A 22666-nucleotide genomic window follows, 5' to 3' on the forward strand; every position below is an offset into this window, starting at 1 on the left:
TCGGCCGCGGTCCCAATCTACGCCGGGACCGAGGGGAGCGTTCGCGCCGGGCCGACGTCCCGGGGTGTCGCCGCGCTGCTCACCCCAGGGCCCGCAGGTCTCGCACCACCCCGTCCAGGGCCCGGGCGGCGGAGGGGTCGAGGGCGTCCAGGGCGCGCGCCTCGACGGCCATGGCACTGAGGTACAGGCGCGGTCGCTGGGCTTGTCGGGCGCGGCAGCGGGCGATGCGCGCCAGCACCAGCGCCCGGCGGTGGCGTCCCGCGGCCAGCTCGAGGTTGGCCAGGTCCACCAGGACGCTGGCCACGCCGTCGAGCCGGCCGATGCGGCGATACCCCGCCAGGCACTGCCGGAGGCGCTGCCGACCCAGCCGCCACGCCCCCTGGCGCGCCTGGACGACGCCGAGATCGTGGGTGGCCGTCAGCACGCGCGCGGGGTCCCGACCCCGGTACAGCTGGATGGCCCGCTCGAGATGGTAGGCGGCCAGGTCCAGCTGGTTGAGGGCGCAGTAGCAGACGCCCACCCCATGATGGCAGGCGGCGATCAGCGTGCTGGGCAGGTGGCGGACCGGCACCGGCACGGGCGCGGGGGCGGATGCCCTCGCCGGCGGGACCCCGCCGGCGCCAGCCTGCCCGGGTGCCGCCGGGACCCCGGCCGGTTCTGGGGCCGGTTCCGAGCGGGAACGCGCGTTCCCGGGCGTCGGGGCTGCGGCCGGCTCCACCAGGGACCCCCGGGCGTCTCCTAGCGTTGCGGACGCGGCCGCCTCCGCATGGGAACCCCGGGCATGTCCGCGACCCGATGACGGGGCCGCACGCGGCGGCCGCTCGCGGTCCGGCAACCCGGTGGCGTAGTACGCCAGGGCCTCCCGGTAGTGCCCCTGGCGGAACAGGGTGCTGGCCAGGGCGACGTGGGCCCGGATGCGGTCGGCGGGGCGGCCCGCGGCCGACGCGGCCAGGCGGAACGCCTCCGCCGCGACGGCCAGTTCGTCCCGCTGGAAGGCCAGCTTGCCGCGGGTGTAGTGGAGGCGGAAGGTGGTCCCCGGCGGGCAGCGATCCAGGGGGACGCGGGCCAGGAGGTTGAGGGCGGCGAAAAGGCACCGGCCGGCCTCCTCCGCCTGGTTGAGACAGGCCAGGGCGTAGGCCAGGTCGACCTGGACCGAGAGCAGGAGGGGCGAGTCCTCGTCCTGCTCCAGCAGTTCCAGGGCCATGCGGAAGGCCCGCACCGCCTCCCCGAAACGCCGCTTGCGGGTGTAGCGGCGTCCCCGCTGGACGTAGTCATGGATCACGCGGCGGCGGGCGAACTCGTCCTGCTCGCCCAGGAAGAAGCCCACGGGTTTGCCGAGGCGCTCGGCCAGGAGGCGCAGCGTCGCCAGGGGCGGGACGACCTCGTTGGCCTCGATGCGGCTGATGTAGGAGCGGTCGAAGAGCCCGGCCGCCAGCTGCTCCTGGGTCAGGCCCAGTTCCCGGCGCCGGGCCCGGATGCGGTCGCCGATCACGGGCCGGCCCTCCCTTCGCTCGGCGCGGTGGTCCCCCGGGGCGCTGGTGCGCGGCTTCCAGGTCACCCGGGTGCACGACCGGCACGCCGTGTTCCGATCGCCCGGGTCCACGATGGACTTGCCAACGCCCATCGCCCGCGGGAGGTGAGGACGTGTTGAGGGTTCGTTGGACGGTCGGCGCAACCCTGTTGGTGGCGCTGACGTGGGCGATCCTCGCGGGGGGTGGAGGTGGGGTGGCAGCAGCCGACGCCGGTGAGGGCATCCATGCCGACCTGATGGGTCCGGAGATCCCGGAGCTGTCGACCGTGGCGGACCTGATGGGACCGGAGATCCCGGAGCTGACGGTGCTCGCGGACCTGATGGGGCCGGAGATCCCCGAGCTGTCGGTCCTCGCGGACCTGATGGGCCCCGGCGTCCCGGAGCTTGACGTGGAGGCCTGAGCCGACCCCGTCGACCGCCGCGGCCGTCGGCGCCACCATGAGCGCATCATGGGCGCGATGGCCGGGCGGCACCTCCCGCCCCTGACGATCGACGCGACCCGGGGCGGCCCACCGCTGGTGGCGCTCCCCAGGGTCGGGTCCCACGAGGGTGGCTTCGCGCCGCACGCCAACCCCGGCACCCGCTGGCCTGATCCGTGAACGCGGGCCTCCCGCGACCGCCGGGATCCGCTGCGTTTCCATGGGCGGCGGACGGTCCTCCCGTCCACCGCCCGGCGTGAGGGCCGCCCCGGGCGTCCCGACCCGCCGGCATGGTCGGCGGGCGGCGGGCGCCGGTGGCAGCCCTGGGGGGCAGGCCTGGGACCCTGCGGTCCCACCGGGCCTGGCGGGCCACGTTTGGGCGGCGGTCCCGTCCAGGCGGTAGAGGAGGTGGGCCGGTGGTGCAGGGGGAGACCGGGACCGGCGGCGACTGCTGGTGCAGGATCGCGTCCACGGTCCTGGAGGTGTTGTTGACCCAGGCCCTGTGGCTCGGTGTCCGGATCGGCTGGCCCGCACGGCGGCTCCCGCGGCGATCGGCCGGGGCGAGACCGCGGCGCTGGGGGCTTTCCCGCGGCCGTCGCGAACGCCGCGCGCGGGATCGCGCCGCCGTCCGGCACCGACGGATGACGGCCTGAGCTGCGGGACCGCCGCCCGCAGCTTGCCGGTGGGAGGGAGAGAGCGTGTTCCTGCGCATCGACCGCTTGGCCGTGGAGTTGCCGCGACCGAAGGAGGCGGACCCGAACGCCGCCGCGGCGGTGCAGGAGCTGCTGGGCGGGCGCTTCGGCGAGATGTCGACGCTGATGAACTACACCTACCAGTCCTTCAACTTCCGCGGGCGGGAGAAGCTGCGGCCCTACTACGACCTGCTGGTCAACATCGCCACGGAGGAGCTGGGGCACATCGAGCTGGTGGCGGCGACCATCAACCTGCTGCTGGAGGGGAGCACGCGGCCGGGTGCGCCGGAGACGGCGCCGCTGGCGGTGGCGAAGGACCTGCGCAACACCCACCACTTCATCGCCACGGGACAGGCGGCGCTGGTGGGCAACTCCATGGGCGCGCCCTGGAGCGGCGACTACGTGTTCTCCAGCGGCAACCTGGTGCTGGACCTCTTGCACAACTTCTTCCTGGAGTGCGGGGCGCGGCTGCAGAAGATCCGGGTCTACGAGATGACGACGAACCCGGTGGCGCGGGAGATGATCGGCTATCTGCTGGTGCGGGGCGGCGTGCACGCGCTGGCGTACGCGCGGGCGCTGGAGACGCTGACGGGGGTCGAGGTGGCGCGGATGCTGCCGATCCCGGACATCGACAACAGCAAGTTCCCCGAGGCGCGCAAGTTCGAGGCGATGGGGATCCACCGCAAGCTGTACCGGCTGAGCCCGGACGACTTCCGCGAGGTGGCGCGGATCTGGAAGGGGACGGCCCCCGACGGCGGGCAGCTGGAGGTGGTGGACGGCGCGCCGGAGGGCGGGCCCGTGCCCGAGCTGGCGGAGGTTCCGGAGAGCTTCGTGCCCGGTATCGACCCCGGGGAGCTGCAGGAGCTGGCGCGGAAGCTGGCCAGCGCCTGAGGGGTCCGGGGCCCGCGGGGAACGGCGCAGCCGCAGGGAACGGTGCACCCGCAGGGAACGGCGCTCCCGCCGGGGCCCCGGCGGACGGAGGGCGTTGGCGACGGCGAGGGGGACGCCGGGGCGAGCCATCGGTTGGTGGCCGAGGCGAGCAACGAGACGGATGGCGCTGGGTCCTGCCCGCGGCCCGGCGGCGGTTCTGCGGAACCGCCGCCGGGCCGTCGCCTTCCTCCGGCATGGTTCCTCCGGCATGTGGGCGTCCAGGCCCGCGCGCAGTCCCCTCCGGGGCCTGCAACCTGCGCTGCCCACCCGCCATGGTCGCGGTGCGCCCACCGCCCTGGTCGTCGGGCGGGTCGTTCATGACGGGGCGGCGGCCGGCGCATCCTGACCTCGGTGGCGTCCGGGCGCGCTGGCAAGGGGATGGCCGCTCCGGTGCGGGTGCCCCGACGCGTGCTTCCCGGACGGCGACCCGGCTGCGGCTGGCGAGGAGGCCGTCGGTCGTGGCCGCCGAGGAGGAGGGTCGACGATGGCGGACGAACGCGGCAAAGCCCACGAGGCGCCCCGGGGTGCCGGCGAGGACGAGTCCCTGGGTGGGCAGGCCGGTGCGGCGGCCTGGGACGCGGTCCAGGCGCAGCTTCACGAGATGGTCGACCTGGCTCGGGACCTGGAACGGCACCTGGAGGGGCTCCACGGTGCGCGGGCCCACCGGCTGCGCCGGCTCGCCGAAGAGGTGGTCGAGCGGCTTCGGCCCGGCCCGTGACCCGGCCGCCCGATGGCGAGTCGCCCGCCTGATGGCGACTCGCCCGCCCCACCGCCGCCGATGCCCGCGGCTTGCCGCCGGCGCCAGCGTCGCGAGGCCGGCCCCCTTCGCCCCTCAGCCGGCCGGCTGGCAGCGGCTGCAGTAGCCGTAGACCTCGAAGGCGTGCCCCACGACGCGGAACCCGGGGTCCTGGGTCGGGACGGCGTGCAGGGTGGCCGTCGGGCACCACTCGACGCAGAAGGACTGCCCGCAGGCGACGCAGACGAAGTGGTGGTGGTGGCGGTCATCCCCCTGGTACTCGAAGCGGGTCCCGTCCCGGCCTTGCAGGTTGACGGGGCTGATCAGCCCGCAGCGCGTGAGGAGGGTCAGGTTGCGGTAGACCGTGTCCAGGCTGACCCTGGGATGACGGGCCCGCACCGCGTCGGTCACCTCCCGGGCGGTGACGGGCCGACCCGCCCGCATCACCGCCCGGAGGATCTCCAGCCGCTGCGGGGTGACCTTCAGCCCCCGTTCCTTCAACCGCTGAACCGCCCGCTGGAAGTTCACCGTGCCCCGACCTCCACAGCCGCCGACCCGGTGGGGCGGGAGTCGGCGTCCCGCTGGACCCGGGTTGGAAATCGGAATATTCTGAAATGGATCGCTGCCGGTCGTCCCCGTTTCGTCGTCCCCTCGACACCTCCAATCTAGCGGTGACGGCCTCCGGTGTCAAAGATTGCGCCCAGGCCAGGGCGAGCCATCGGGTCCGTCGGCCGCGGACCTGGTGCCCACCGGCGCCCGCGGGGTGGCCTGCTCCCTTGACAGGCCGGGGTGTTGGCCGCTATTACTAGGTCGGAATATTCCGATTCCACATCGCGAGTCGGAGGCGGAGGTCCGAGCCATGGCGTCCATCCTGGGTCATGCCCGACGCGACCGCGGCGAGCCTGGACCCGCGCCGGACGAACCGGTCCGCGGTGCGGGCGCGCCTGCGGGCGACCGGGGCGCCGATCGGCAAGCCGGCGGCGGGGGTCGACGCGCCCCGGCGGGCGAGCCAGGGGGGGCCACCCGCCCCGGTTCGACCGGCCCCCTCGTGGTCGAGCTCGAGGACGTCGCCTTCGCCCACGGTGCCGACCCGGTGCTGGACGGCGTCTCCCTGACGGTGCGGCGCGGCGAGTTCCTCGGGCTGGTGGGTCCCAACGGCTCGGGCAAGACCACGCTCCTCCGCGTCCTCCTCGGTCTCCTCGAGCCCACCCGCGGCCGGGTGCGCCTCTTCGGCCAGGACGTGCGAGCCTTTCGCCAGTGGTGGCGCGTGGGCTACGTCCCCCAGCGACCGGCTGCCCTGGCCGGTGGGTTTCCCGCCACGGTGGAGGAGGTGGTGGCCACGGGGCTCGTGGCCATCGGCCGCGCGTCCGCCGCGGCGCGACCGCGGTCGCCGCGGGAGGCCCTGGCCCTGGTCGGCATGGAGCACCTGGCGGGGCGTCCCATCGGCCGCCTCTCGGGCGGCCAGCAGCAACGGGTCTTCCTGGCCCGGGCGCTGGTCGGCCGGCCGGAGCTCCTGGTGCTGGACGAACCGCTGGAGGGCGTCGATGCCGCCACACAGGACCGCTTCTACCGGTTGCTGCGGGAGCTGCGGGAACGCGACGGTCTGACGGTGATCATGGTCTCCCACGACGTCGGCGTCGTCAGCGCCGAGGTGACCACCCTGGCGTGCCTGAACCGGCGCCTGTTCTTCCACGGGCCCCCCGAGCGGTTGGCGCCGGGGACCATGGCCGAGCTCTACGGGTTCCCGGTGACCACCGTGCGTCACCGGCACTGATGGCTCGACCCGCCCGAGGGGGAATGGGTGACCGGCGGCAGCGCGGCGGCGTCCGCTGTCTGGACCGGTGGCGAGCCGAGGTGGCGGTCGGTGACTCCCTCTGTCGCCGGCAGCCGGTGGGCGGCGCGGCGCCGGCATGCGCCCCGCGGCCCCGATGGCGGAGGGCGTCCTCGGCTGCCGGCAGCCCTGCGGGCGGCGGGGCACTCCTGCCGTCGTGCCGGTGGGGGCGTCGGACGACCGATTCCTGCCCGGGCCGGCGGGAGGAGGGCCAGCGGCGGAGCGCGGGCGGGCGTCGGCGGAGGGAGGACGGGCGATGGCCGGCGTGACGGAGCTGTTCCAGTACGACTTCATGGTCCGCGCCCTGATGGCCGGCACGCTGGTGGCGCTGCTGGCGCCGGTGGTGGGGACCTTCCTGGTGCTGCGACGCCTGTCCCTCATGGGGGACGCGCTGGCCCACGTCGCCCTGGCCGGACTGGCCGGGGGGCTCTGGCTCGGGGTGTACCCCACCGGTACGGCCCTCGGACTGGCCGTGGCGGCGGGTGCGGCCATGGAGGCGCTGCGGGCCCGCTACCGCCGGCATGGCGAGCTGGCGGTGGCCATCACGCTGGCGGCGTCCGTCGCCCTGGCGGCCGTGTTCTTCAGCCTGGGGGGGACGGGCGGGATCGACCTCTTCGCGTACCTCTTCGGCAGCGTGCTCACCGTCAGCCCGGCGGACGTGACCCTGATCGCCGGCTTGACGCTGGCGGTGCTGGGGGTGGTCGCGGTGCTCTACCGCGACCTGCTGGCCCTCACCCTGGACGAGGAGCTGGCTCGCGTCACCGGCCTGCCGGTGGGGGCCCTCAACGGCCTCTTCACGATGATGGCGGCCGCCGCCGTGGCGGCCAGCATGCGGGTCGTGGGGGTGCTGCTGGTCTCGTCGCTCATGGTGCTGCCCGTGGCGGCCAGCCTGCAGGTCGCCCGCAGCTTCCGGGCCGCCCTGGGCCTGTCCGTCCTGTTCGGCCAGCTGGCGGTGGGGGCGGGGCTGGTGGTGGCGTACTGGCTGAACCTGCCCCCGGGCGCCACGGTGGTGCTGGCGGCTGTGGTGCTGCTTTTGGGCGCCCTGGCGGCGCGCCGGCTCTGGCCCGATCTGGGGCCGGCCTGAGGGGAGGAGCCGCGGCAGCCCGGGCGCGGCACCCGCGGTGGACGCAGGCGAGGAGCCGGGTCCAACGCCGGCAGGGGTCCGGGCGAGCGCCCGGCCCGAGAGCCGCGGCCGGCCCAGGCGGCAGCCCGGGCGCGGCGCCCGCTGAGCACACGGGACGGCGCGGCCCCGATGCCCGCGGTGGGCTCAGGAAAGGCAAGAGGGAGGGGACGGCATGCCGCTGCCGATGCCGGATGGGGTTGCGCGGGGCGAATCCCGCCGCCGACGGGGGCGGCGGGGATGGGGGCGGTGGGTCGGCGGGCTGCTGGTCGCCCTCATCATGGCGCTGGCCGCGCTGGCCGCCGGTTGCGGGCCCCGGGGCGGGGGTGACGGCCCGGCCGCCCCGGGGCGTGCGGGTTCGTCGGAGGAACGGGCGCGCCTGCCGGTGGTGGTGACCTTCTACCCCCTGGAGTACATGGCGCGGTCCATCGGCGGCGACCGGGTGGCGGTGACCGCCCTGATCCCGCCCGGCGCCGACGCCCACCACTGGGAGCCGCGCCCGGCCGACGTGCGGGCCGTGGCGGAGGCGCGGGTCTTCATCTACAACGGCGCGGGGCTGGAGCCGTGGGTCCCGCGGCTGCTGAAGGCCGCGGGCCGCTCGGGGCGGATCGACGTCGAGGCGGCAGCCGGCCTGCCCTTGGTCCCCGCAGGCACCGCCACGCGGGTCCTGGGAGCGGGGGGCGGATCCGCCGGCGCCCCGGCCGACCGGGACGGTCACGGGCACGGGGACCACGGGCACGCCGAGGGGAGCGCCGCCGACACCCCACCGGATCCCCATGTGTGGCTGGATCCCGCGTTGGCCGCCCGCCAGGTGCGCACCATCGCCGACGCCCTGGGGCGGGCCGATCCCCCGGGACGCGCCGTCTACCTGCGGCGCGGTGAGGCGCTCGCCCGCCGGCTGGAGGAGCTGGCTGCCGAATACCGGCAGCTGGCCCGCTGCCCGCGGCGGGAGCTGGTGGTCAGCCATGCCTTCCTGACCTATCCGGCCCACCGCTACGGGCTCGTCCAGATCCCGATCGAGGGCTTCGCGGAAGAGCGGGAGCCGGGCCCGCGGCAACTGGCGGCGGTGGCCGCGTTCGTCCGGGAACGGGGCCTGCCCTACATCGTGGTCGAACCCGGCGCCGCCGGGGCGGCCGCGACGCTGGCCCGGGAGACCGGGGCGCGGCTGCTCGAGGTCCATCCCCTCGAGACGCTGACCGCGGCCGATCGCCAGGCGGGGCGGGACTACCTGTCCTTGCTGGAGCAGAACCTGGACCGGCTGCGGCTCGCGTTGGGCTGTGGCGGCTAGGGCCTGGCGTCGGCGGGAGGGAACATCCTTCGGGTCGCGAAGTATCCTGCATCCTTCCCCAGCCGACCTGCCATCCGCCGGGCGGAGGAGGCGACCGTCGTCGTGCGAGGCGCCCTCGGCTATCTGGTGCTGCTCAGCATCGCCCACCTGGTCACCGACCTCAACCAGGGCGGCATGCCCGCCTTGCTGCCCCAGCTCAAGGAGGACTACGGCCTGACCTACGCCCAGCTGGGCGTGGTGCTGCTGGTGCTGAACATCACCTCGTCGCTGATCCAGCCGCTCTTCGGGTACTGGAGCGACAAGCGGCCCCAGGGCTGGCTGGTGGCGTTCGGGCCCCTGCTGGCGGCGGCGGGGCTGGCGCTGGTGGGGTTCGCGCGGAGCTATGAGGGCGTGCTGCTGGCGGCGGTCCTGTGCGGGATCGGCGTCGCCCTCTTCCACCCCGAGGGGGCCCGGGCGGCCCGCGGCGTCGCGGGGGGACAGCGGGCCACGGCCATGTCCATCTTCTCCGTCGGGGGCAACCTGGGGTTCGCCCTGGGACCGGTGGTCGCCGTCGCCCTGGTGCGCGCCTGGGGACCGGAGGGCCTCGCCTGGCTGGTCTTGCCCGCGGCGTTGCTGGCCGTCGCAGCCATGGCCGCGTTGCCGGGCATGGCGCGGCGGGAACGGGAGGCCGCCGCGGGCGCGGTGCGCCACCCGGCGGCCATCGCCTCGGGGACCGCGGCGCCGCCGGGACCGTCGGGCAGGGGGCGAGTCGCAGCGAGCGGCGAACGGTCGTCCGGAGACGCGCAGCCGGCGACCGGCGCGGCGCGCCGGGACCGGCCCGCCACCGGGACGGGGAGCGGGGCGGGGTCTGCGTCCGCGGCGAGTGCGGGGCAGGCGGCTGCGCCCAACTGGTTCGCCGAGGCGCTCCTCATCGGGGTGGTGGGCGTCCGGTCGTGGTTGCAGTTCGGCGTCCTCAGCCTGATGCCGTTCCTCTATTTGGAGAAGGCGGGTGCCGACGGGGTCTCCACGGGCGTGCTGCTCTTCGTCTTCCTGGCCGCGGGGGCCGTGGGGACCCTGGTGGGAGGGCCGCTGGCCGACCGGATCGGGACGCGGACGGTGCTGATCGCGTCGATGGCGGCGCTGATCCCCTTGCACTGGGCGCTGGTGCACGGACCGGCCTGGGCGACCCTGCCGCTGCTGGCGGCCACCGGGTTCGCCCTGGTGGCCACCTTCAGCATCACCCTGGTGATGAGCCAGGACTTCATGCCGGGCCATGTGGCCGTGGCCTCGGGGCTCAACACCGGCTTCTCCATCGGCCTGGGCGGCATCGGGGCCGCCGCCCTGGGGGCCCTGGCGGACCGCTGGGGCCTGGAGGCGACCCTGTCCGCCATGGTGCTGCTGCCGGTCATCGGACTCTTGCTGACCCTCCTGGTGCCGGTGCCCGAGCGGGACCGGCGGCAGCGGGGGGCGCAGGCCGCGGGCCGGGCGCGGCCGGCCGAGACGTGAGGGAGGGGCGCCGGACCGTCCGGTTCCGGTGGAGGCACCGGGGAGCGGCGTGCCCGCGCCGGATGCGGGCGTCATGCTATGCCCCGGACTGGCACGATCCTCGCCCATGAACCGCAACGCCTCACCGTGGCCGGTGCTGCCGGCCACTGCGTCACTCCTCCCACCGCGTGCGCCACACAAGGATGATGGACCACGACGTAGTCTATGGCAACTCGTTCCATCGGGCCAGAACCGGATGCGCTCCGTGAGCGACCGGGCTTACACTGGAGTCGGCGGCAGATCCCCCGGTGGCGATACCCGTGGTGACCCGGGTGCCCCATGGGGAGCACCCGTGCGCCCAGCTACCGGTGGCGAGGGGGCGATGCGATGCGCAGGCGATGGTGGCTTGCACTCGCTGGCCTGGCGGTGGTCGCCGTCGTGGCCCTGGTGGTGCTGCAAACGGGAGCCGGCTGGGATCCGCGCCCCAATGGCCCCGCGACGCCGGCCCCCGAGCCGGCGGCCGGCTCGGGCGACAGCAAGGGCGAGGGCGGCTTTCGCGGCATGACCCTACTGGATCCGCAGCCGGCGCCCGATTTCGCCCTGCCCGCGGCCGATGGTTCGACCTTCCGCCTGGCCGACCAGCGCGGCAAGATCGTGCTGCTCTTCTTCGGCTACACCTACTGTCCCGACGTCTGTCCGGCCACTCTGGCCGTATGGCGGGAGCTGGCGGACCGCTTGCAGGACGATGCTGACAGCGTCCGTATGGTGTTCGTCACCGTGGACCCCGAGCGGGATACGCCCGAGCGGCTGCGGGAGCACCTGCCCCAGTTCGGCCGGCACATCGTCGGCCTGACGGGGACGCGGGAGCAACTGCGGCCCGTGTGGGATGCTTACGGCGTGAAGCCCGAGCGCATCGAGCTGCCTGAGAGCTCCATGAAGTACGCGGTAGCCCACCCGGCCCAGGTGTACCTGATCGACCAGGAAGGGCGCCAGCGCCTCCTCTATCCCCTGGGCTTCACCGCCGAGGACATCGAGGCGGACATCCGGTTGCTGCTGGCGCAGGGGAATTGAACCCGGCCTATAGTCTGTTACGGTCGATCCCGGCCCGGCGACTGCTCGGCCACGGGTCGCCTTGACCTGAGAGGAGGGCCGTAATGGTGCGATCGTGGCGGAACGTCATGCGCTTTCGCTTTCTGGTGCTCGCCGGCGCCGTGGCCATCGTCCTCGGCGCCCTGGCAGGCTGCGGCGGCCAGGCCGGGTCGACCCGGCAACCTGCGCCCGGTGGCGGTGCCGAGCAGGCCGGCGGGCCCGGGGTGACGATCACCGATGCCTGGGTACGGGCGGCCGCTGAGGGTGACATGTCGGCGGCTTATTTCACCGTGACGAACCAGGGCCAATCCGCGGTCCGCCTCACCGGCGTGCGCACCGGCGTCGCGGGCGAGGCGGAGGTTCACGAGAGCATGCAGGAAGGGAACACGGTGCGCATGCAGCCCGTCGCTGCCGTGGAGATCCCGGCCGGCGGCCGCGTCACCTTCGCCCCCGGCGGGTACCACGTGATGCTCATGGACCTGAAGCAAACGCTGCACCCCGGGGACCGGGTCGACCTGACCCTGGTCTTCGAGGGCGGCCTGGAGGTGCCGGTGACCGCGGAGGTCCGGGACACGGCCGGCACGAGCACCGGTGGAGGTGGAGGGGAGCATTCGGGAGGGCACTGACGCGCCGGCCGGTGGCCGGCAGGCTACCCCGCCCTGGGCCGGGCCGGTAGCCAAGGCGCCGTCCCGCCCTGGGGCATGGACCGCCGCGGCCGGGGAGCCCCGGCTTAGGGGAAGCCCCGGCCGCATCCCCTGGACTTGGCCGGTCGCGCCGGCCCGTTCCCGAATCCTCCGGCCAGGCCGGGGCTCTTGCCCGCGTCGGAGGTTCGCGCGCTCCCCCTACGTCCCGGTCACCGGCACGCGCCGCCCGCGCCCCTGATCCTGCACCTTGGGGATCTCGACCCGCAGCACGCCGTTCCGGCAGCGGGCCTGCGCCCCCTCGGGGTTGACCCGCTCCGGCAGCGGCACCACCCGGTGGAACCGGCCGAAGCGCCGCTCCATCAGGTAGTACCCGTCGCCCTCGTTGCGGGTCTCGCGCCGGGTCTCGGAGCGGATCACCACCCGGTCTTCGTAGACGTCCAGCTGGATGTCCTCCGGCTCGACCCCGGGCATCTCCGCTTCAACGACCACCTTGTCCCCGGCGTCGGTGACGTCGACGGACGGGCGCTGGCCGAAGGCCCAGTCCGCCTCGCCATCCAAAGCGCGCCAGAAGTCCCACGGGCGCCAGAACATCTCACGCCAGCTGCCCAGGCCGCGGCCGGCAGGCGCGGGCCACGACCAGCGGTCCAGGTCGGTGCGCATCCCCACGCGGACCACCTCCTGTCCATCGGTGCAGGCGGGCCGTTCCCGCTAGGAAGTATGTCCGCGGGAGTCCTCGCCAACCGCCGGCCCGCGCACCTCCACCCGCAGGGAACGCAGGCGGTTGATGGCCGCTCCCACCTCGAACAGCCGCGGCAGGGCCAGGTCGCCCGCCGGGGTGGGGAAGGGGGAGACGCGGTCCAGGCCGTGTTCGTCCAGCTCGGCGTACAGGGCCTCCAGAGCCTCCCGCAGGGTGCGCCGGCCGTCCAGGTAGCGGCCTGTCATGTACCGGATCATGGCGCCCACCGCCCGGGTCTGGGAGGGGTCCACCAGCTGCTCGACGGCGCTCAGATCGATCTCCTCGACGCCGAAGGTGATCTCGTCGGTGCCGTGGGCGCGGATCTTGACCTTGGCGCCGCGGCGCGGATCCAGGCTGGCCGGAAGCGGCACCCGCTGGGGTACGGGCGGGAAGGGGCCGGGGTCTTCGGCGATGCGCCCCGTGGGGAAGCGGGCGGCCACCTCCCGGGCCTCGGCCGTGGCGTCCTGGGCGCGGTAGGCGTCCATCCGGATCACGGTGTCGGCCACGTCCAGGTAGTCGCCCGCCCCGCCCACCACCAGGATGCTGGAGACGCCCCGGTCGCGGAAGAGCGCCCGCACCCGGTCGATGAAGGGCGTGATGGGCTCGCGGTCCTTGCTGACCAGGGCCTGCATGCGCCGATCCCGGATCATGAAGTTGGTGGCGCTGGTGTCCTCGTCGATCAGGAGCACCCGCGCCCCCAGCTCCAGGGCCTCCATGATGTTGGCCGCCTGGCTGGTGCTGCCCGAGGCCTCGTCGGTGGAGAAGCGGCGGGTGTCGGCGTCGAAGGGCAGGTTGCGGATGAACGGGCTGATGTCCACCTGCTCGATGCGGCGGCCGTCCTCGGCCCGGATCTTCACCGCCGTGGGGTCCGTCACCACCAGTTCCCGGCCGTCGCCGGGGATGTGGTCGTAGACGCCGCGGGCCAGGGCCCGCAGCAGGGTCGACTTGCCGTGATAGCCCCCGCCCACGATCAGCGTGACGCCCCGCGGGATGCCCAGGCCCCGCACCTTGCCCCGGTGGGGGGTGTCCAGCTCGACGGCCAGGGAGTCCGGCGCCGTGAAGGGGATCACCCGCGGCCCGCGCAAGGGCCGGTCGCTGACCCCGCTCTCCCGGGGGAGGATCGCCCCGTCGCCCACGAAGGCCACCAGGCCGTGCTCGGCCAGCGCCTCGCGCAAGGCGGCCTGGTCCTCGGCCACGGCGACGTGTCGCTCCAGGTCGCGGTGGTCGCCTGGCTTGAGGACCAGGGCCGTCTCCACCAGCCTCGGGACATCCTGGCACAGCATCTCGATGGCCTGCCGGCCCAGGATGCGACGGCCCGCGGCGGGCAGACCCGCGAAGAAGCGCACCTCCACCCGATGGGGGTGGACCACGCAGGCCGTCCGCGGGAGGATCTCCTGGCCGGGGCGGTCGACGGTGATCAGACCGCTCTTGCCGCTGCCGCGCCGCGCGGCGGCGGCCCCTGCCGCGCGGTGGAAGCGGCGCAGCAGCCAGTCCGCGGTGGCGGTGCGGCGAAGGGGCGTGGCGGCGGCCCAGTCCGGCAGCTGCATCCGCGCCGGCGCCATGATGATGCGAAGCCGCGAGGGGGCGGCGAAGGGGTCCCCCTGGACGTGGTCGATGGCCAGGACGAACGAGCCGAAGTCGTAGCTGCCCGCGATGTCCTTGTAGGCCGGGTAGCCGCGGCCGTCGATGCGGCCGAGGATCTGCCGCAGGTCGTCACGGGTGCGGGTCACCGTCGCGCGCACGCTGGTTCGACCTCCGGGAACTCGCGGTCCGGGTGCGCAGCCCGGGACCTCGGTGCCGTCGGCGGGGGACATGCGCACCCGCTTTGCATGTTACCGTGCCCCGCGGGGCGGGGCTACGCGGTGCGCCAGCAGGCTGGCCCAGGCCATGGCATGGGAAGGCCAAGCAAGGAAATATAGCGTATGCTGTCCTGTCAGTACGCATTCTGTCAACGGTGCCGCAGAATAGTCCGAAAAACCCACTGCGGCACAGGAAACGCTGTCCCAGTTGCTCGCAACTCGCCACAGGATCCCTGGATACGTTTGAGGACGCCCCATCTGGCGGGTACGCTGGAAACATCCCAGTACCAAGTGATGCAAAGGGGGTGTGTTCATCTTGGGGCGGCCGCTGATCGAAGTCGATCCCACGCGACCTGTGGAGGAACAGCGGGAGGTCTTACAGAATCGTTGGCACCCGGACATCCCGGCTGTCGTTGAGGTGCGTCCTGGAGACACGTTCGTCGTAGAATGCTTGGACTGGACCGGGGGACAGGTCCGTAACGATGATGATGCCTCCGACATCCGGGACATGGACCTGACTCACAACCACCACCTAACAGGCCCCATTGCTGTCCGTGGAGCGGAACCAGGAGATATCCTGGTGGTCGACATCCTTGACCTGGGTCCGCACCCCAAGATGAAATGGGGCTATACGGGAATCTTCGCGAGGTCCAATGGCGGCGGCTTCCTGACGGACCACTTCCCTGAGGCGCATAAAGCGATCTGGGACTTTCACGGTGTTTACGCGACATCCCGACACGTGCCCGGCGTGAAGATTCCTGCGATTCCTCATCCGGGCATTTTAGGCACGGCACCGTCTCACGAGTTATTGCAGCGTTGGAACGAACGCGAGCGTAAACTCATTGCACGGGATCCGAACCGCGTGCCGCCCCTTGCGTTACCGCCAGAGCCGCGTAACGCCATTCTCGGTTCGTTGCGTCCCGGAACCCCGGAATACGAGCGGATTGCCCGAGAAGCGGCACGGACGATACCCCCACGCGAGAATGGGGGAAACCGCGACATCAAAAACCTCACCCGCGGCGCTCGCGCCTATCTTCCCGTTTACGTACCTGGGGCAAAGCTGACGGTCGGTGATCTCCACTTCACCCAGGGTGATGGCGAGATCACGTTCTGCGGTGCCATTGAGATGGCCGGGTGGATTGAGTTACACGTCGATCTAATCAAGGACGGAATGAACGAGTACGGGATCCGGCATCCGATGTTCGAGCCAAGCCCGATCGAGCCGCGGTTTTCACGCTATCTGGTATTTGAAGGATATTCGGTCGATGAAGAGGGGGAACAGTATTACCTGGACCCCCATGTGGCCTACCGACGGGCGTGTCTCGAAGCGGTCGAGTACCTCAAAGGATTCGGTTATACCGGGGAGGAGGCGTACACCATCTTGGGGGCAGCACCCGTAGAGGGGCGTATCAGCGCGATCGTGGACATTCCTAACGCCTGCTGCACGTTGTGGCTGCCCACGGAGATCTTTGAGTTCGACATCCGACCCGGGACCCGGGGGCCCGTTGCGCGGGTCCAGGGTGGCCGGCTGGCCCGGGCCAGGTGAGGCGGCGAGGTGGATCGATCACCGGCAAAGGGCGCGGAGGCGGGCCAACCCCCGCGCCCTTGTGATTTGAGGACCGGGGGCGTTGGAGCCTGTTGCTCCGTGAACGCACCGCTGGAGCTCCCCGACCGGCCGGGATCCGTCCTGGTTGGATCAGGAGCGGGTGGGCGGTGCGGACGGGGACGACGTGCTGGTATCCGTCAACGGCGAGGGGGAGATCGTGCTGAACCCGCTCCCGCGGCCGCGGAGCCTCAAGGCGCTGGGGAAAACGTACTGGCGGTACCGGGTGGCGAGAAGACGGAGGCGCGGACGGCCGTTCGCAACCAGCGAGCCTGCCGCTGGGTGGAAGAGCACGGCCTTGAGCCGGTCGAAGGCTCGGTGCTGGCGGGGGTGGCGGCCGGCCAGAGGGCGCGGTGAGGAGGTCGCCCGTGGCCACGTGGCTGCGGGACACCGACGTCATCCACCCCACACGCCCGCTCCCCGGGTCGGAATTCCGGCCCGGGGCTTTGGTTTTTACGGGTCGGTTGTCCGCCGGAACCGGGTGTGGCCAGGCCGGAGATGTGCTGGCGCTCCTGTATGGCGCGCGGCACCCTTGGCCAGCATAGGCATAGAAGAAATGCGCGATACGTGCGAAATGTTGCCCAAGGAGGAGCGGAGGGGCTAGAGTGGTGGTAGGAAGAGAGGGGGTCCGGCTCATGTCCGTGGCGCTGAACCTTGACCGGCAGACGGTCGAGGCGTTGCGGCGGACTGCCGCGTCGGATCAGCGTGCGGCGTTGAGGGAGCATCTGCTGGAGCGAGTCGTCGATCCCATGCTGGAAGCGATTACGAAGCTCATCAACGAGAACCCCGACGCGGCGCACCAGGGTCTTCGCTTGGAGCTGAGCATCCAGGCCGAGCGGCTTGAAGGAGAGTATCTGACGACGGCGGAGGTTGCGCGGCGCTTTCGGGTCAGCCAACAGCAGGTGCGCCGATGGTGCGAGAGCGGCCGGATCCAGGCGGAGAGGACGCCTGGCGGAACCTGGCGAATCCCTGCGGCCCAGTTTCATGGCAAGCTGACCTCCGTTCCGTTTGAGAGCAAGCAGAAGCCGAAGGACTGGGCGGGCCTGGCAGGGGCTTGGGAGGACTACCCCGAGCTGGGCCGGCAAATCCGGGAAGATCGCGAGGAATGAGGCGTGGCCGAACAAGAGGCGTTCGTCGTCGATACTACCGTGGCCACGCACTTCCTCGAAGGACACCCTGCTGTCGTCCAGTGCCTGCAGGAGCTTCGGGCGCGAGGCTGCCGCATCTTCTTTTCAGAAGTGACGCGGGCTGAATTGCTGAGTACCGCCGGTCTGACACCGGAACGCATTCAGGAGATCGAGGCACTCATGGACCTCTCGGACGATGTGATCGCGGTCGATGCCGAGATCGCGCGCAAGGCCGGGGAGCTGCGGCGGCTCCGGCAGCGGGGACGGGCAGGCGAGCGGTGCCCGACATGCGGCAAGCGTCTCGAAGGGAAGCTGAAGCTGCCCGACGCTTTAATCGCGGCAACGGCTCTGTCCGAAGACGCGGTGCTCATAACCGACAACGAGCGGGATTTCCGCGGTTTGCCGATCCAAATTCTGAACCCGTTAGCCATCGCAAATGGGGATGAGGCAGACCGTTGAGCGAGGCGGGACGCGGACCGGGCCGGGTGAGCCGGCCCGGTCCTTTGCCTTGTATGGGTACGACGACCCCCTGGCGGTGTTGGTCTCCAGCCGTTGCGGTGCCGGTCTTACCCGGCGGCCGGCCGGCGCCGGATTCCCGCTTCCTCCGGGGCCGCCTGCTGTAAAGCAGGTCTTCCGCCCCGTCCACGGGCGTTTCCCGTCTGCGGGCCACTCCCGGCGACGGCGGCCACAAGGCCGCGACATTCCACGCTGTGCTCTCGTCCCGGTCGAGCCGCCCGAGTCGGGGGTGGCGCGCTGGGGCCTTTCCGATGGTGTCCAGAGAGAGCCGTACCTGCGCCGGGCTTCGCATGCCCGACCCGCCCACGGTCGGGGAGAGGGTTCCCGTACTCCAGCTCGAATCCCCCCAACAGGTCCATCGCCAGCGAGCCGGCCCGCGGGGGCCGGCTCGACCCATCGACCGAGGTGACGTCATGACGGGATCCCATGGTGCGACCCAGCCGGCCAACGGCCGGCGCCCCATCACCTCCCGCGACCTGCTGGACCTCCGGTTCGTGGGCGATCCCCGCATCGCCCCCGACGGGGACCGGGTGGTGTGGGTGGAGCGCTGGATCGACGCCGACCGGAACCAGTACCGGTCCAACCTGTACGCGGCCCCGGCGTCCCGTGAGGGCCCGCCGGCGCCGCTGACCACCGGACCGGGCATCGACCGGGCGCCCCGGTGGTCGCCCGACGGCCGCTGGCTGGCCTTCCTCTCCGACCGGCCGTTGCCCGGCGACGGGGCGGGGACGAGGGCCGGCTCCGCAGGCAAGGCCGGCGAGGCCGGCCGGGGGAACGAGAAGCCCCGGCCCCAGCTCTATCTCTTGCCGGCGCACGGTGGCGAGGCGCGCCTGCTCACCCGCTTCAAGCAGGGGGTGAGCCCCGCCGGCTGGTCGCCCGACGGCCGCTACCTGTCGGTGGTGGCGCAGGTTCATCCGGAGCGGGGGCTGGAGGCCGTTGGGGACCCCGAGCCGGGCGACGACGATCCGTACCGGCGTCACACCCGCGGCGTGAAGGTGATCCGCCGGCTGGCCTACAAGTTGGACGGCGTCGGCTACTTCACCGATCACCGCCACCATGCGCTGGTGCTGGACCTGGGGGACGGCGATGCCCACCTGGCGCAGGTCGCCCCGCCCGGTGCGGCCACCGTACCCTGGTTCCAGATCACCGCGGGCGAGTACGACGTACGCTGGGTGGCCTGGATGCCCTCGGGTCGCGAGCTGCTGGTGGTGACGAACCCGCATCCCGACGCCGACCGCCAGCCCTGGACCGACGTCTACCTGGTGCCCTTCCACCCGGCCGGCGGGGAGGGCGGGGCGGGTTCCGGGGCGACCTGCGAGCGGCCCCTCGACCTCTCCCGCGACCCGCTGCCGCCGGGCGTCCGCAAGCTGACCAGCTCGGACCTCGACGTCTACGAAGCGCTGCCGTCGCCCGACGGCCGCTGGATCGCCGTCCGGGGCCAGGACGCCCGCCGCTACCGGGCCTATAGCAACACCCACCTGTACCTGATCGCCGCCGACGGCAGCCAGCGGCGCTGCCTCACCGCCGAGGCCGACCTGACGGTGGGCGACGAGAGCGTCAACGATGTCGTCGGTGAGCCCGGGGCCGTGATGGCGTGGGCTCCCGACGGGTCGGGTCTCTATGCCCTGGTCAGCCGCCGTGGGGAGGTGCAGCTCTACTGGTTCGGGGTGGACGGGACGATCCGCCCGTTGACCGACGGGCCGCAGGTGCTGCGGGGGATCAGCATCGACCGGGCGGGCCGGCGCTGCGCCTACCTTCGCTTGACGGCGACGGAGCCGGGCGAGGTGTGGATCGCCGAGCTTCCTTCCCGGGACGAATCGGCCGCGGCCGCCGTGGCCGGCGGCGGGGCGGCCGCCGCCCCGGGCACGGCAGGGGACGGCCGCGCGGAGGCCGGTGCCGGTTCCTCCGGCAAGGATGGCCGCACTGCCGCCGTGGAGGCCGGCCTCGCGGCGGCCCGCCTCGCGGCGGCCGACGGTCCGACCGCGGGGCCGACCGGCGGGGCGACCCGCAACGGCCACCCCGTGATCCAGGGCCGGCGCCTCTCCCGGGCCAACGACCGGTGGCTGGCCGAGGTGGAGGTCGTCGAGCCGGAGCACTTCACCTTCGAATCCGACGGGAACGTCCTCGACGGCTGGCTCATGCGGCCCGTGGGCTTCGAACCGGGCAAGCGGTACCCGGCGATCCTCCAGATCCACGGCGGCCCCATGGCCATGTACGGGTACGCCTTCTTCCACGAGTTCCAGCTGCTGGCCGCCCGCGGCTACGCCGTGTTCTACACCAACCCGCGGGGCAGCCAGGGTTACGGCCAGGCCTTCTGTGCGGCCATCCGGGGCGACTGGGGCAACCGCGACTACCGGGATCTGATGACCTTCGTCGACGCGGTGCTGGAGCGGTACGACTTCATCGATCGCCAGCGGCTCGGGGTGGCGGGCGGCAGCTACGGGGGCTACATGACCAACTGGATCGTCACCCACACCGACCGCTTCCGGGCGGCGGTGACCATGCGCTGCGTGGCCAACGAGCACAGCTTCTTCGGCACCAGCGACATCGGCTTCTACGACCTCTTCGACCTGGAGGTGCCGCCGTGGGAGGACCCGCTGCGGTACCTGGCGATGTCACCCATCCACCACATCGCCCGGTGCAAGACGCCGCTCCTGGTGATGCACTCGGAGATGGACCTGCGCTGTCCCATCGAACAGGCGGAGCAGCTCTACACGGCGCTCAAGGTCCTCGGCGTGCCGACGGAGTTCGTCCGCTTCCCCGACGAGAGCCACGGCTTGAGCCGCGGCGGCAAGCCCTGGCACCGGGTCTACCGGCTGGATCGCATCGTCGACTGGTTCGACCGCTACCTGCAGCCGGAGCGGTCGACGGGGGCGCGCTCGCCGGCGCCGTCGGAGGAACCGGCGGCCCGGGGCTAGGCCCGCGGCCGCGACGAGCACGACCGTGGCGTCGCGGGACGTCGCCGGCCGCGCCGGGGTAGGGATCTCGTCAGGGGGGCGGCGACGCGGGTCCGGAGGTCCGGAGCCCCGTCCGGACCGGGGCGGAACCCCGCGCCCAGGGGGTGGGCGCGGGCGGTGCGCGCCGCGGCCAGAGGCGGGCAAGGGGGCTGGGGCCGAAGCCATGCTGGTCGACTACCACATGCACCTGGAGCGGGGCGGGCTGACCCGGGAGTACCTGCTGCGGTTCGTGGAGACGGCCCGGGCCCGCGGTGTGGACGAGATCGGCATCACCGAGCACGCGTACAACTTCGTCGAGGGGGCGCCGCTTCTGGGCCGCCCGTGGTACGTGGAGCGCTACAGCAGCGGCTTCCGCATGGCGGACTACATCGCCCTCCTGCAGGCCGCCCGCGCCGAGGGCCTGCCGGTGAAGGCGGGCATCGAGATGGACTACGTCCCCGGCCGGGAGGAGGACATCCGCGCGTTCCTGGCTGCCTATCCCCTGGACTTCGTCATCGGTTCGGTGCACTGGATCGACGACTGGGGCTTCGACCTGGATCCCGCCAGCTGGCCCGGGCGCGACGTCCGGGAGGCGTACCGGCGCTACTTCGACCTGGCGGAGCGGGCGATCCGCAGCGGGCTCTTCGACGTCTTCGGGCACCCCGACGTGATCAAGGTGTTCGGCTACAAGCTGCCGCCCGAATACCGGGACGAACTGGCCGAGTACCACCGGCGCCTGGCGCGGGCGGCGGCGGAGGCCGGGGTGTGCCTGGAGATCTCCAGCGCCGGGGTGCGCAAGCCGGTCGGGGAGTTCTACCCGGACCCGGGCATCCTGGATGAGGCGCGACGGCTCGGGGTGCGGGTGACCCTGGCCTCCGACGCCCACGAGCCCGAACACGTGGGATGGGCGTACCCGGAGCTGGTCGCCTACGCCCGGGCCCATGGATTCGAGACGGTGACGGTGTTCGAGGGGCGGGTGGGGCGACAGGAGCCGCTGGGATAGATCGCTTGGTGGACGGCGTTGGGGGCGTCCGACGGGGTGGACGGAGCGGGCGCCATGGGGAATCGCAGGACCCCACGGGGCAGGGGCTCGCACGCCGGGGGCTCCCGGAGGGGCCGGCGGTCCGGGACGCCGACCGGTGGCCGCGGGTTCGGATGTCCCCGGGGCGATGGGGAGGTGGTGGACGTGGCCGTCGGCGGGACATGGGGCATCGGGGACCGGGACCTGGAGTTCCTGCTCTGGGCGGCGGCCCTGCGGGCGCAACGAGCGAAGCGGCCCGCCGGCATCGGTGCATCGGGGCTGCAGGGTGCCGCGGGCGCCGCCGGGACCGACGCGACGCCCTCGGCCCCGATGCCATCCGGTTCGCAGCCTCCTGAGCCCGTCATCGGCGCCGCTTCCCGGGCCCGGCCAAACGCCGGGCACCTCGACTTCGCGGCGACGCTGGCGTCGCTCCTCGCGCTGGAGGGCTGGACGGGGGGAGCGGCGCTGGCGGAAACGGCGCTGGCTTTCGGCATCGCGGCGACGGGCGGACGCGGTTCCCCGGCGACGGTGGGGTGGGGCGCCCTCCCGGGGGCCAGCGGGTTGTGGGGGGCCCTGGCGGCCCTGGGTGCGGCCGGGGCCGACGCCACCAGCGCGGTCGGCAGCGCAGGAGGGACCCCGTCCGGGGACGATGCGTCGCCATGGCCCCGCGATCGGCTGGAGACCCTGGCCGATGTGGCCGCCCGCCGCCACGGCCTCGATCCCGCCCTGCTCCGTGCGGTGATCGAGGTGGAGTCCGGCTGGAACCCGCTGGCACGCTCGCCTGCGGGCGCCCTCGGCCTGATGCAGCTCATGCCGGCCACCGCGCGGGCGCTGGGTGTCACCGACCCCTGGGATCCTTGGCAGAACCTCGACGCCGGCGCCCGCTACCTGCGCCAGCAGCTGGAGCGGTTTGGTGACATCCGCTTGGCCCTGGCGGCCTACAACGCGGGGCCCGGTGCCGTGCAGCGGCACGGGGACGTTCCTCCCTATCGCGAGACGCAGGCCTACGTGGAGCGGGTGCTGGCCCTGTGGCGCCGGGGCGGGGCCGATGCCGGCCTGCGCGGCTAGCCCCGGCGTTCGGGGGGTTCCGCCCTCCCGCCGTCCCCGTGTTCCTGCCCTCCAGCCCATGCGGCGCGGTCTCGTCACCGGGTGCGGTCGCTGGATGCGGGCCGGTGGAACGGGAC

General features: G+C 72.9%; 19 protein-coding genes. 15 read left to right on the forward strand and 4 right to left on the reverse strand.

All coding sequences use genetic code 11. The annotated features are described in order from the left end of the window. Nucleotides 1–79 precede the first annotated feature (79 nt). Nucleotides 80–1492, reverse strand: a complete 1413-nt coding sequence (locus tag Q5761_RS02600; protein WP_318751086.1) for a helix-turn-helix transcriptional regulator — start codon at nt 1490–1492, stop codon at nt 80–82. 152 nt (nt 1493–1644) lie between these two features. Between Q5761_RS02600 and Q5761_RS02605 the strand changes: the two genes are divergently transcribed. The 3 genes from Q5761_RS02605 to Q5761_RS02615 all read left to right on the forward strand — a co-directional run bounded on the left by Q5761_RS02605 (nt 1645) and on the right by Q5761_RS02615 (nt 4290). Next, nucleotides 1645–1932 (forward strand): hypothetical protein, encoded by a 288-nt coding sequence (locus Q5761_RS02605; RefSeq protein ID WP_318751087.1) that lies wholly within the window; start codon nt 1645–1647, stop codon nt 1930–1932. Between the two features lie 716 nt (nt 1933–2648). After that, entirely contained in the window at nt 2649–3533 is an 885-nt protein-coding gene (locus Q5761_RS02610) for a manganese catalase family protein (protein WP_318751088.1), read from the forward strand. A gap of 523 nt (nt 3534–4056) precedes the next feature. Next, the gene (locus Q5761_RS02615) at nt 4057–4290 is read left to right on the forward strand and encodes a hypothetical protein (RefSeq protein WP_318751089.1); all 234 of its coding nucleotides are present in this window, start codon (nt 4057–4059) and stop codon (nt 4288–4290) included. A 114-nt stretch (nt 4291–4404) separates the two neighbouring features. Here Q5761_RS02615 and Q5761_RS02620 read toward each other — a convergent pair whose 3' ends face one another. After that, nucleotides 4405–4836, reverse strand: a complete 432-nt coding sequence (locus Q5761_RS02620; protein WP_318751090.1) for a Fur family transcriptional regulator — start codon at nt 4834–4836, stop codon at nt 4405–4407. A gap of 331 nt (nt 4837–5167) precedes the next feature. Between Q5761_RS02620 and Q5761_RS02625 the strand changes: the two genes are divergently transcribed. From Q5761_RS02625 to Q5761_RS02650, 6 genes are all read left to right on the forward strand, one after another. Beyond that, entirely contained in the window at nt 5168–6082 is a 915-nt protein-coding gene (locus Q5761_RS02625) for a metal ABC transporter ATP-binding protein (RefSeq protein WP_318751091.1), read from the forward strand. A gap of 313 nt (nt 6083–6395) precedes the next feature. Continuing rightward, nucleotides 6396–7223, forward strand: coding sequence for a metal ABC transporter permease (locus Q5761_RS02630; protein ID WP_318751092.1), 828 nt, complete (start codon nt 6396–6398; stop codon nt 7221–7223). Nucleotides 7224–7434: 211 nt separating this feature from the next. Next, nucleotides 7435–8547, forward strand: coding sequence for a metal ABC transporter solute-binding protein, Zn/Mn family (locus Q5761_RS02635; RefSeq protein ID WP_318751093.1), 1113 nt, complete (start codon nt 7435–7437; stop codon nt 8545–8547). A 102-nt stretch (nt 8548–8649) separates the two neighbouring features. Further along, nucleotides 8650–10032 carry an MFS transporter gene (locus Q5761_RS02640; protein WP_135225009.1) on the forward strand — a complete coding sequence of 461 codons (1383 nt, stop codon included), beginning with the start codon at nt 8650–8652 and terminating at the stop codon, nt 10030–10032. A 366-nt stretch (nt 10033–10398) separates the two neighbouring features. After that, nucleotides 10399–11082: an SCO family protein gene (locus Q5761_RS02645; protein ID WP_167758862.1), complete on the forward strand. Its 684-nt coding sequence runs from the start codon at nt 10399–10401 to the stop codon at nt 11080–11082. Nucleotides 11083–11165: 83 nt separating this feature from the next. Continuing rightward, the gene (locus Q5761_RS02650; protein WP_135225011.1) at nt 11166–11726 is read left to right on the forward strand and encodes a copper chaperone PCu(A)C; all 561 of its coding nucleotides are present in this window, start codon (nt 11166–11168) and stop codon (nt 11724–11726) included. 216 nt (nt 11727–11942) lie between these two features. Here Q5761_RS02650 and Q5761_RS02655 read toward each other — a convergent pair whose 3' ends face one another. Both Q5761_RS02655 and Q5761_RS02660 read right to left on the reverse strand, forming a co-directional pair. Beyond that, nucleotides 11943–12404, reverse strand: a complete 462-nt coding sequence (locus Q5761_RS02655) for an Hsp20/alpha crystallin family protein (RefSeq protein WP_243123840.1) — start codon at nt 12402–12404, stop codon at nt 11943–11945. 48 nt (nt 12405–12452) lie between these two features. Further along, entirely contained in the window at nt 12453–14222 is a 1770-nt protein-coding gene (locus tag Q5761_RS02660) for an ABC-ATPase domain-containing protein (protein ID WP_318751094.1), read from the reverse strand. Nucleotides 14223–14586: 364 nt separating this feature from the next. Here Q5761_RS02660 and fmdA point away from each other — a divergent pair, with 364 nt between their 5' ends. From fmdA to Q5761_RS02690, 6 genes are all read left to right on the forward strand, one after another. Next, nucleotides 14587–15825, forward strand: a complete 1239-nt coding sequence (gene fmdA / locus Q5761_RS02665) for a formamidase (RefSeq protein ID WP_318751095.1) — start codon at nt 14587–14589, stop codon at nt 15823–15825. 692 nt (nt 15826–16517) lie between these two features. After that, nucleotides 16518–16991: a helix-turn-helix domain-containing protein gene (locus Q5761_RS02670; protein ID WP_318751096.1), complete on the forward strand. Its 474-nt coding sequence runs from the start codon at nt 16518–16520 to the stop codon at nt 16989–16991. A 3-nt stretch (nt 16992–16994) separates the two neighbouring features. Then, on the forward strand, nt 16995–17468 hold the full coding sequence (locus Q5761_RS02675) for a type II toxin-antitoxin system VapC family toxin (protein ID WP_318751097.1): 474 nt from the start codon (nt 16995–16997) through the stop codon (nt 17466–17468). 470 nt (nt 17469–17938) lie between these two features. After that, nucleotides 17939–20443, forward strand: a complete 2505-nt coding sequence (locus tag Q5761_RS02680; RefSeq protein WP_318751098.1) for a S9 family peptidase — start codon at nt 17939–17941, stop codon at nt 20441–20443. 202 nt (nt 20444–20645) lie between these two features. After that, nucleotides 20646–21464, forward strand: a complete 819-nt coding sequence (locus tag Q5761_RS02685) for a histidinol-phosphatase (RefSeq protein WP_318751099.1) — start codon at nt 20646–20648, stop codon at nt 21462–21464. A 183-nt stretch (nt 21465–21647) separates the two neighbouring features. Further along, the gene (locus tag Q5761_RS02690) at nt 21648–22550 is read left to right on the forward strand and encodes a lytic transglycosylase domain-containing protein (protein WP_318751100.1); all 903 of its coding nucleotides are present in this window, start codon (nt 21648–21650) and stop codon (nt 22548–22550) included. Nucleotides 22551–22666: the final 116 nt, after the last annotated feature.

Origin of the sequence: Thermaerobacter composti (genome assembly GCF_033582035.1) — a bacterium.
Classification (GTDB): domain Bacteria; phylum Bacillota; class Sulfobacillia; order Thermaerobacterales; family Thermaerobacteraceae; genus Thermaerobacter; species Thermaerobacter composti.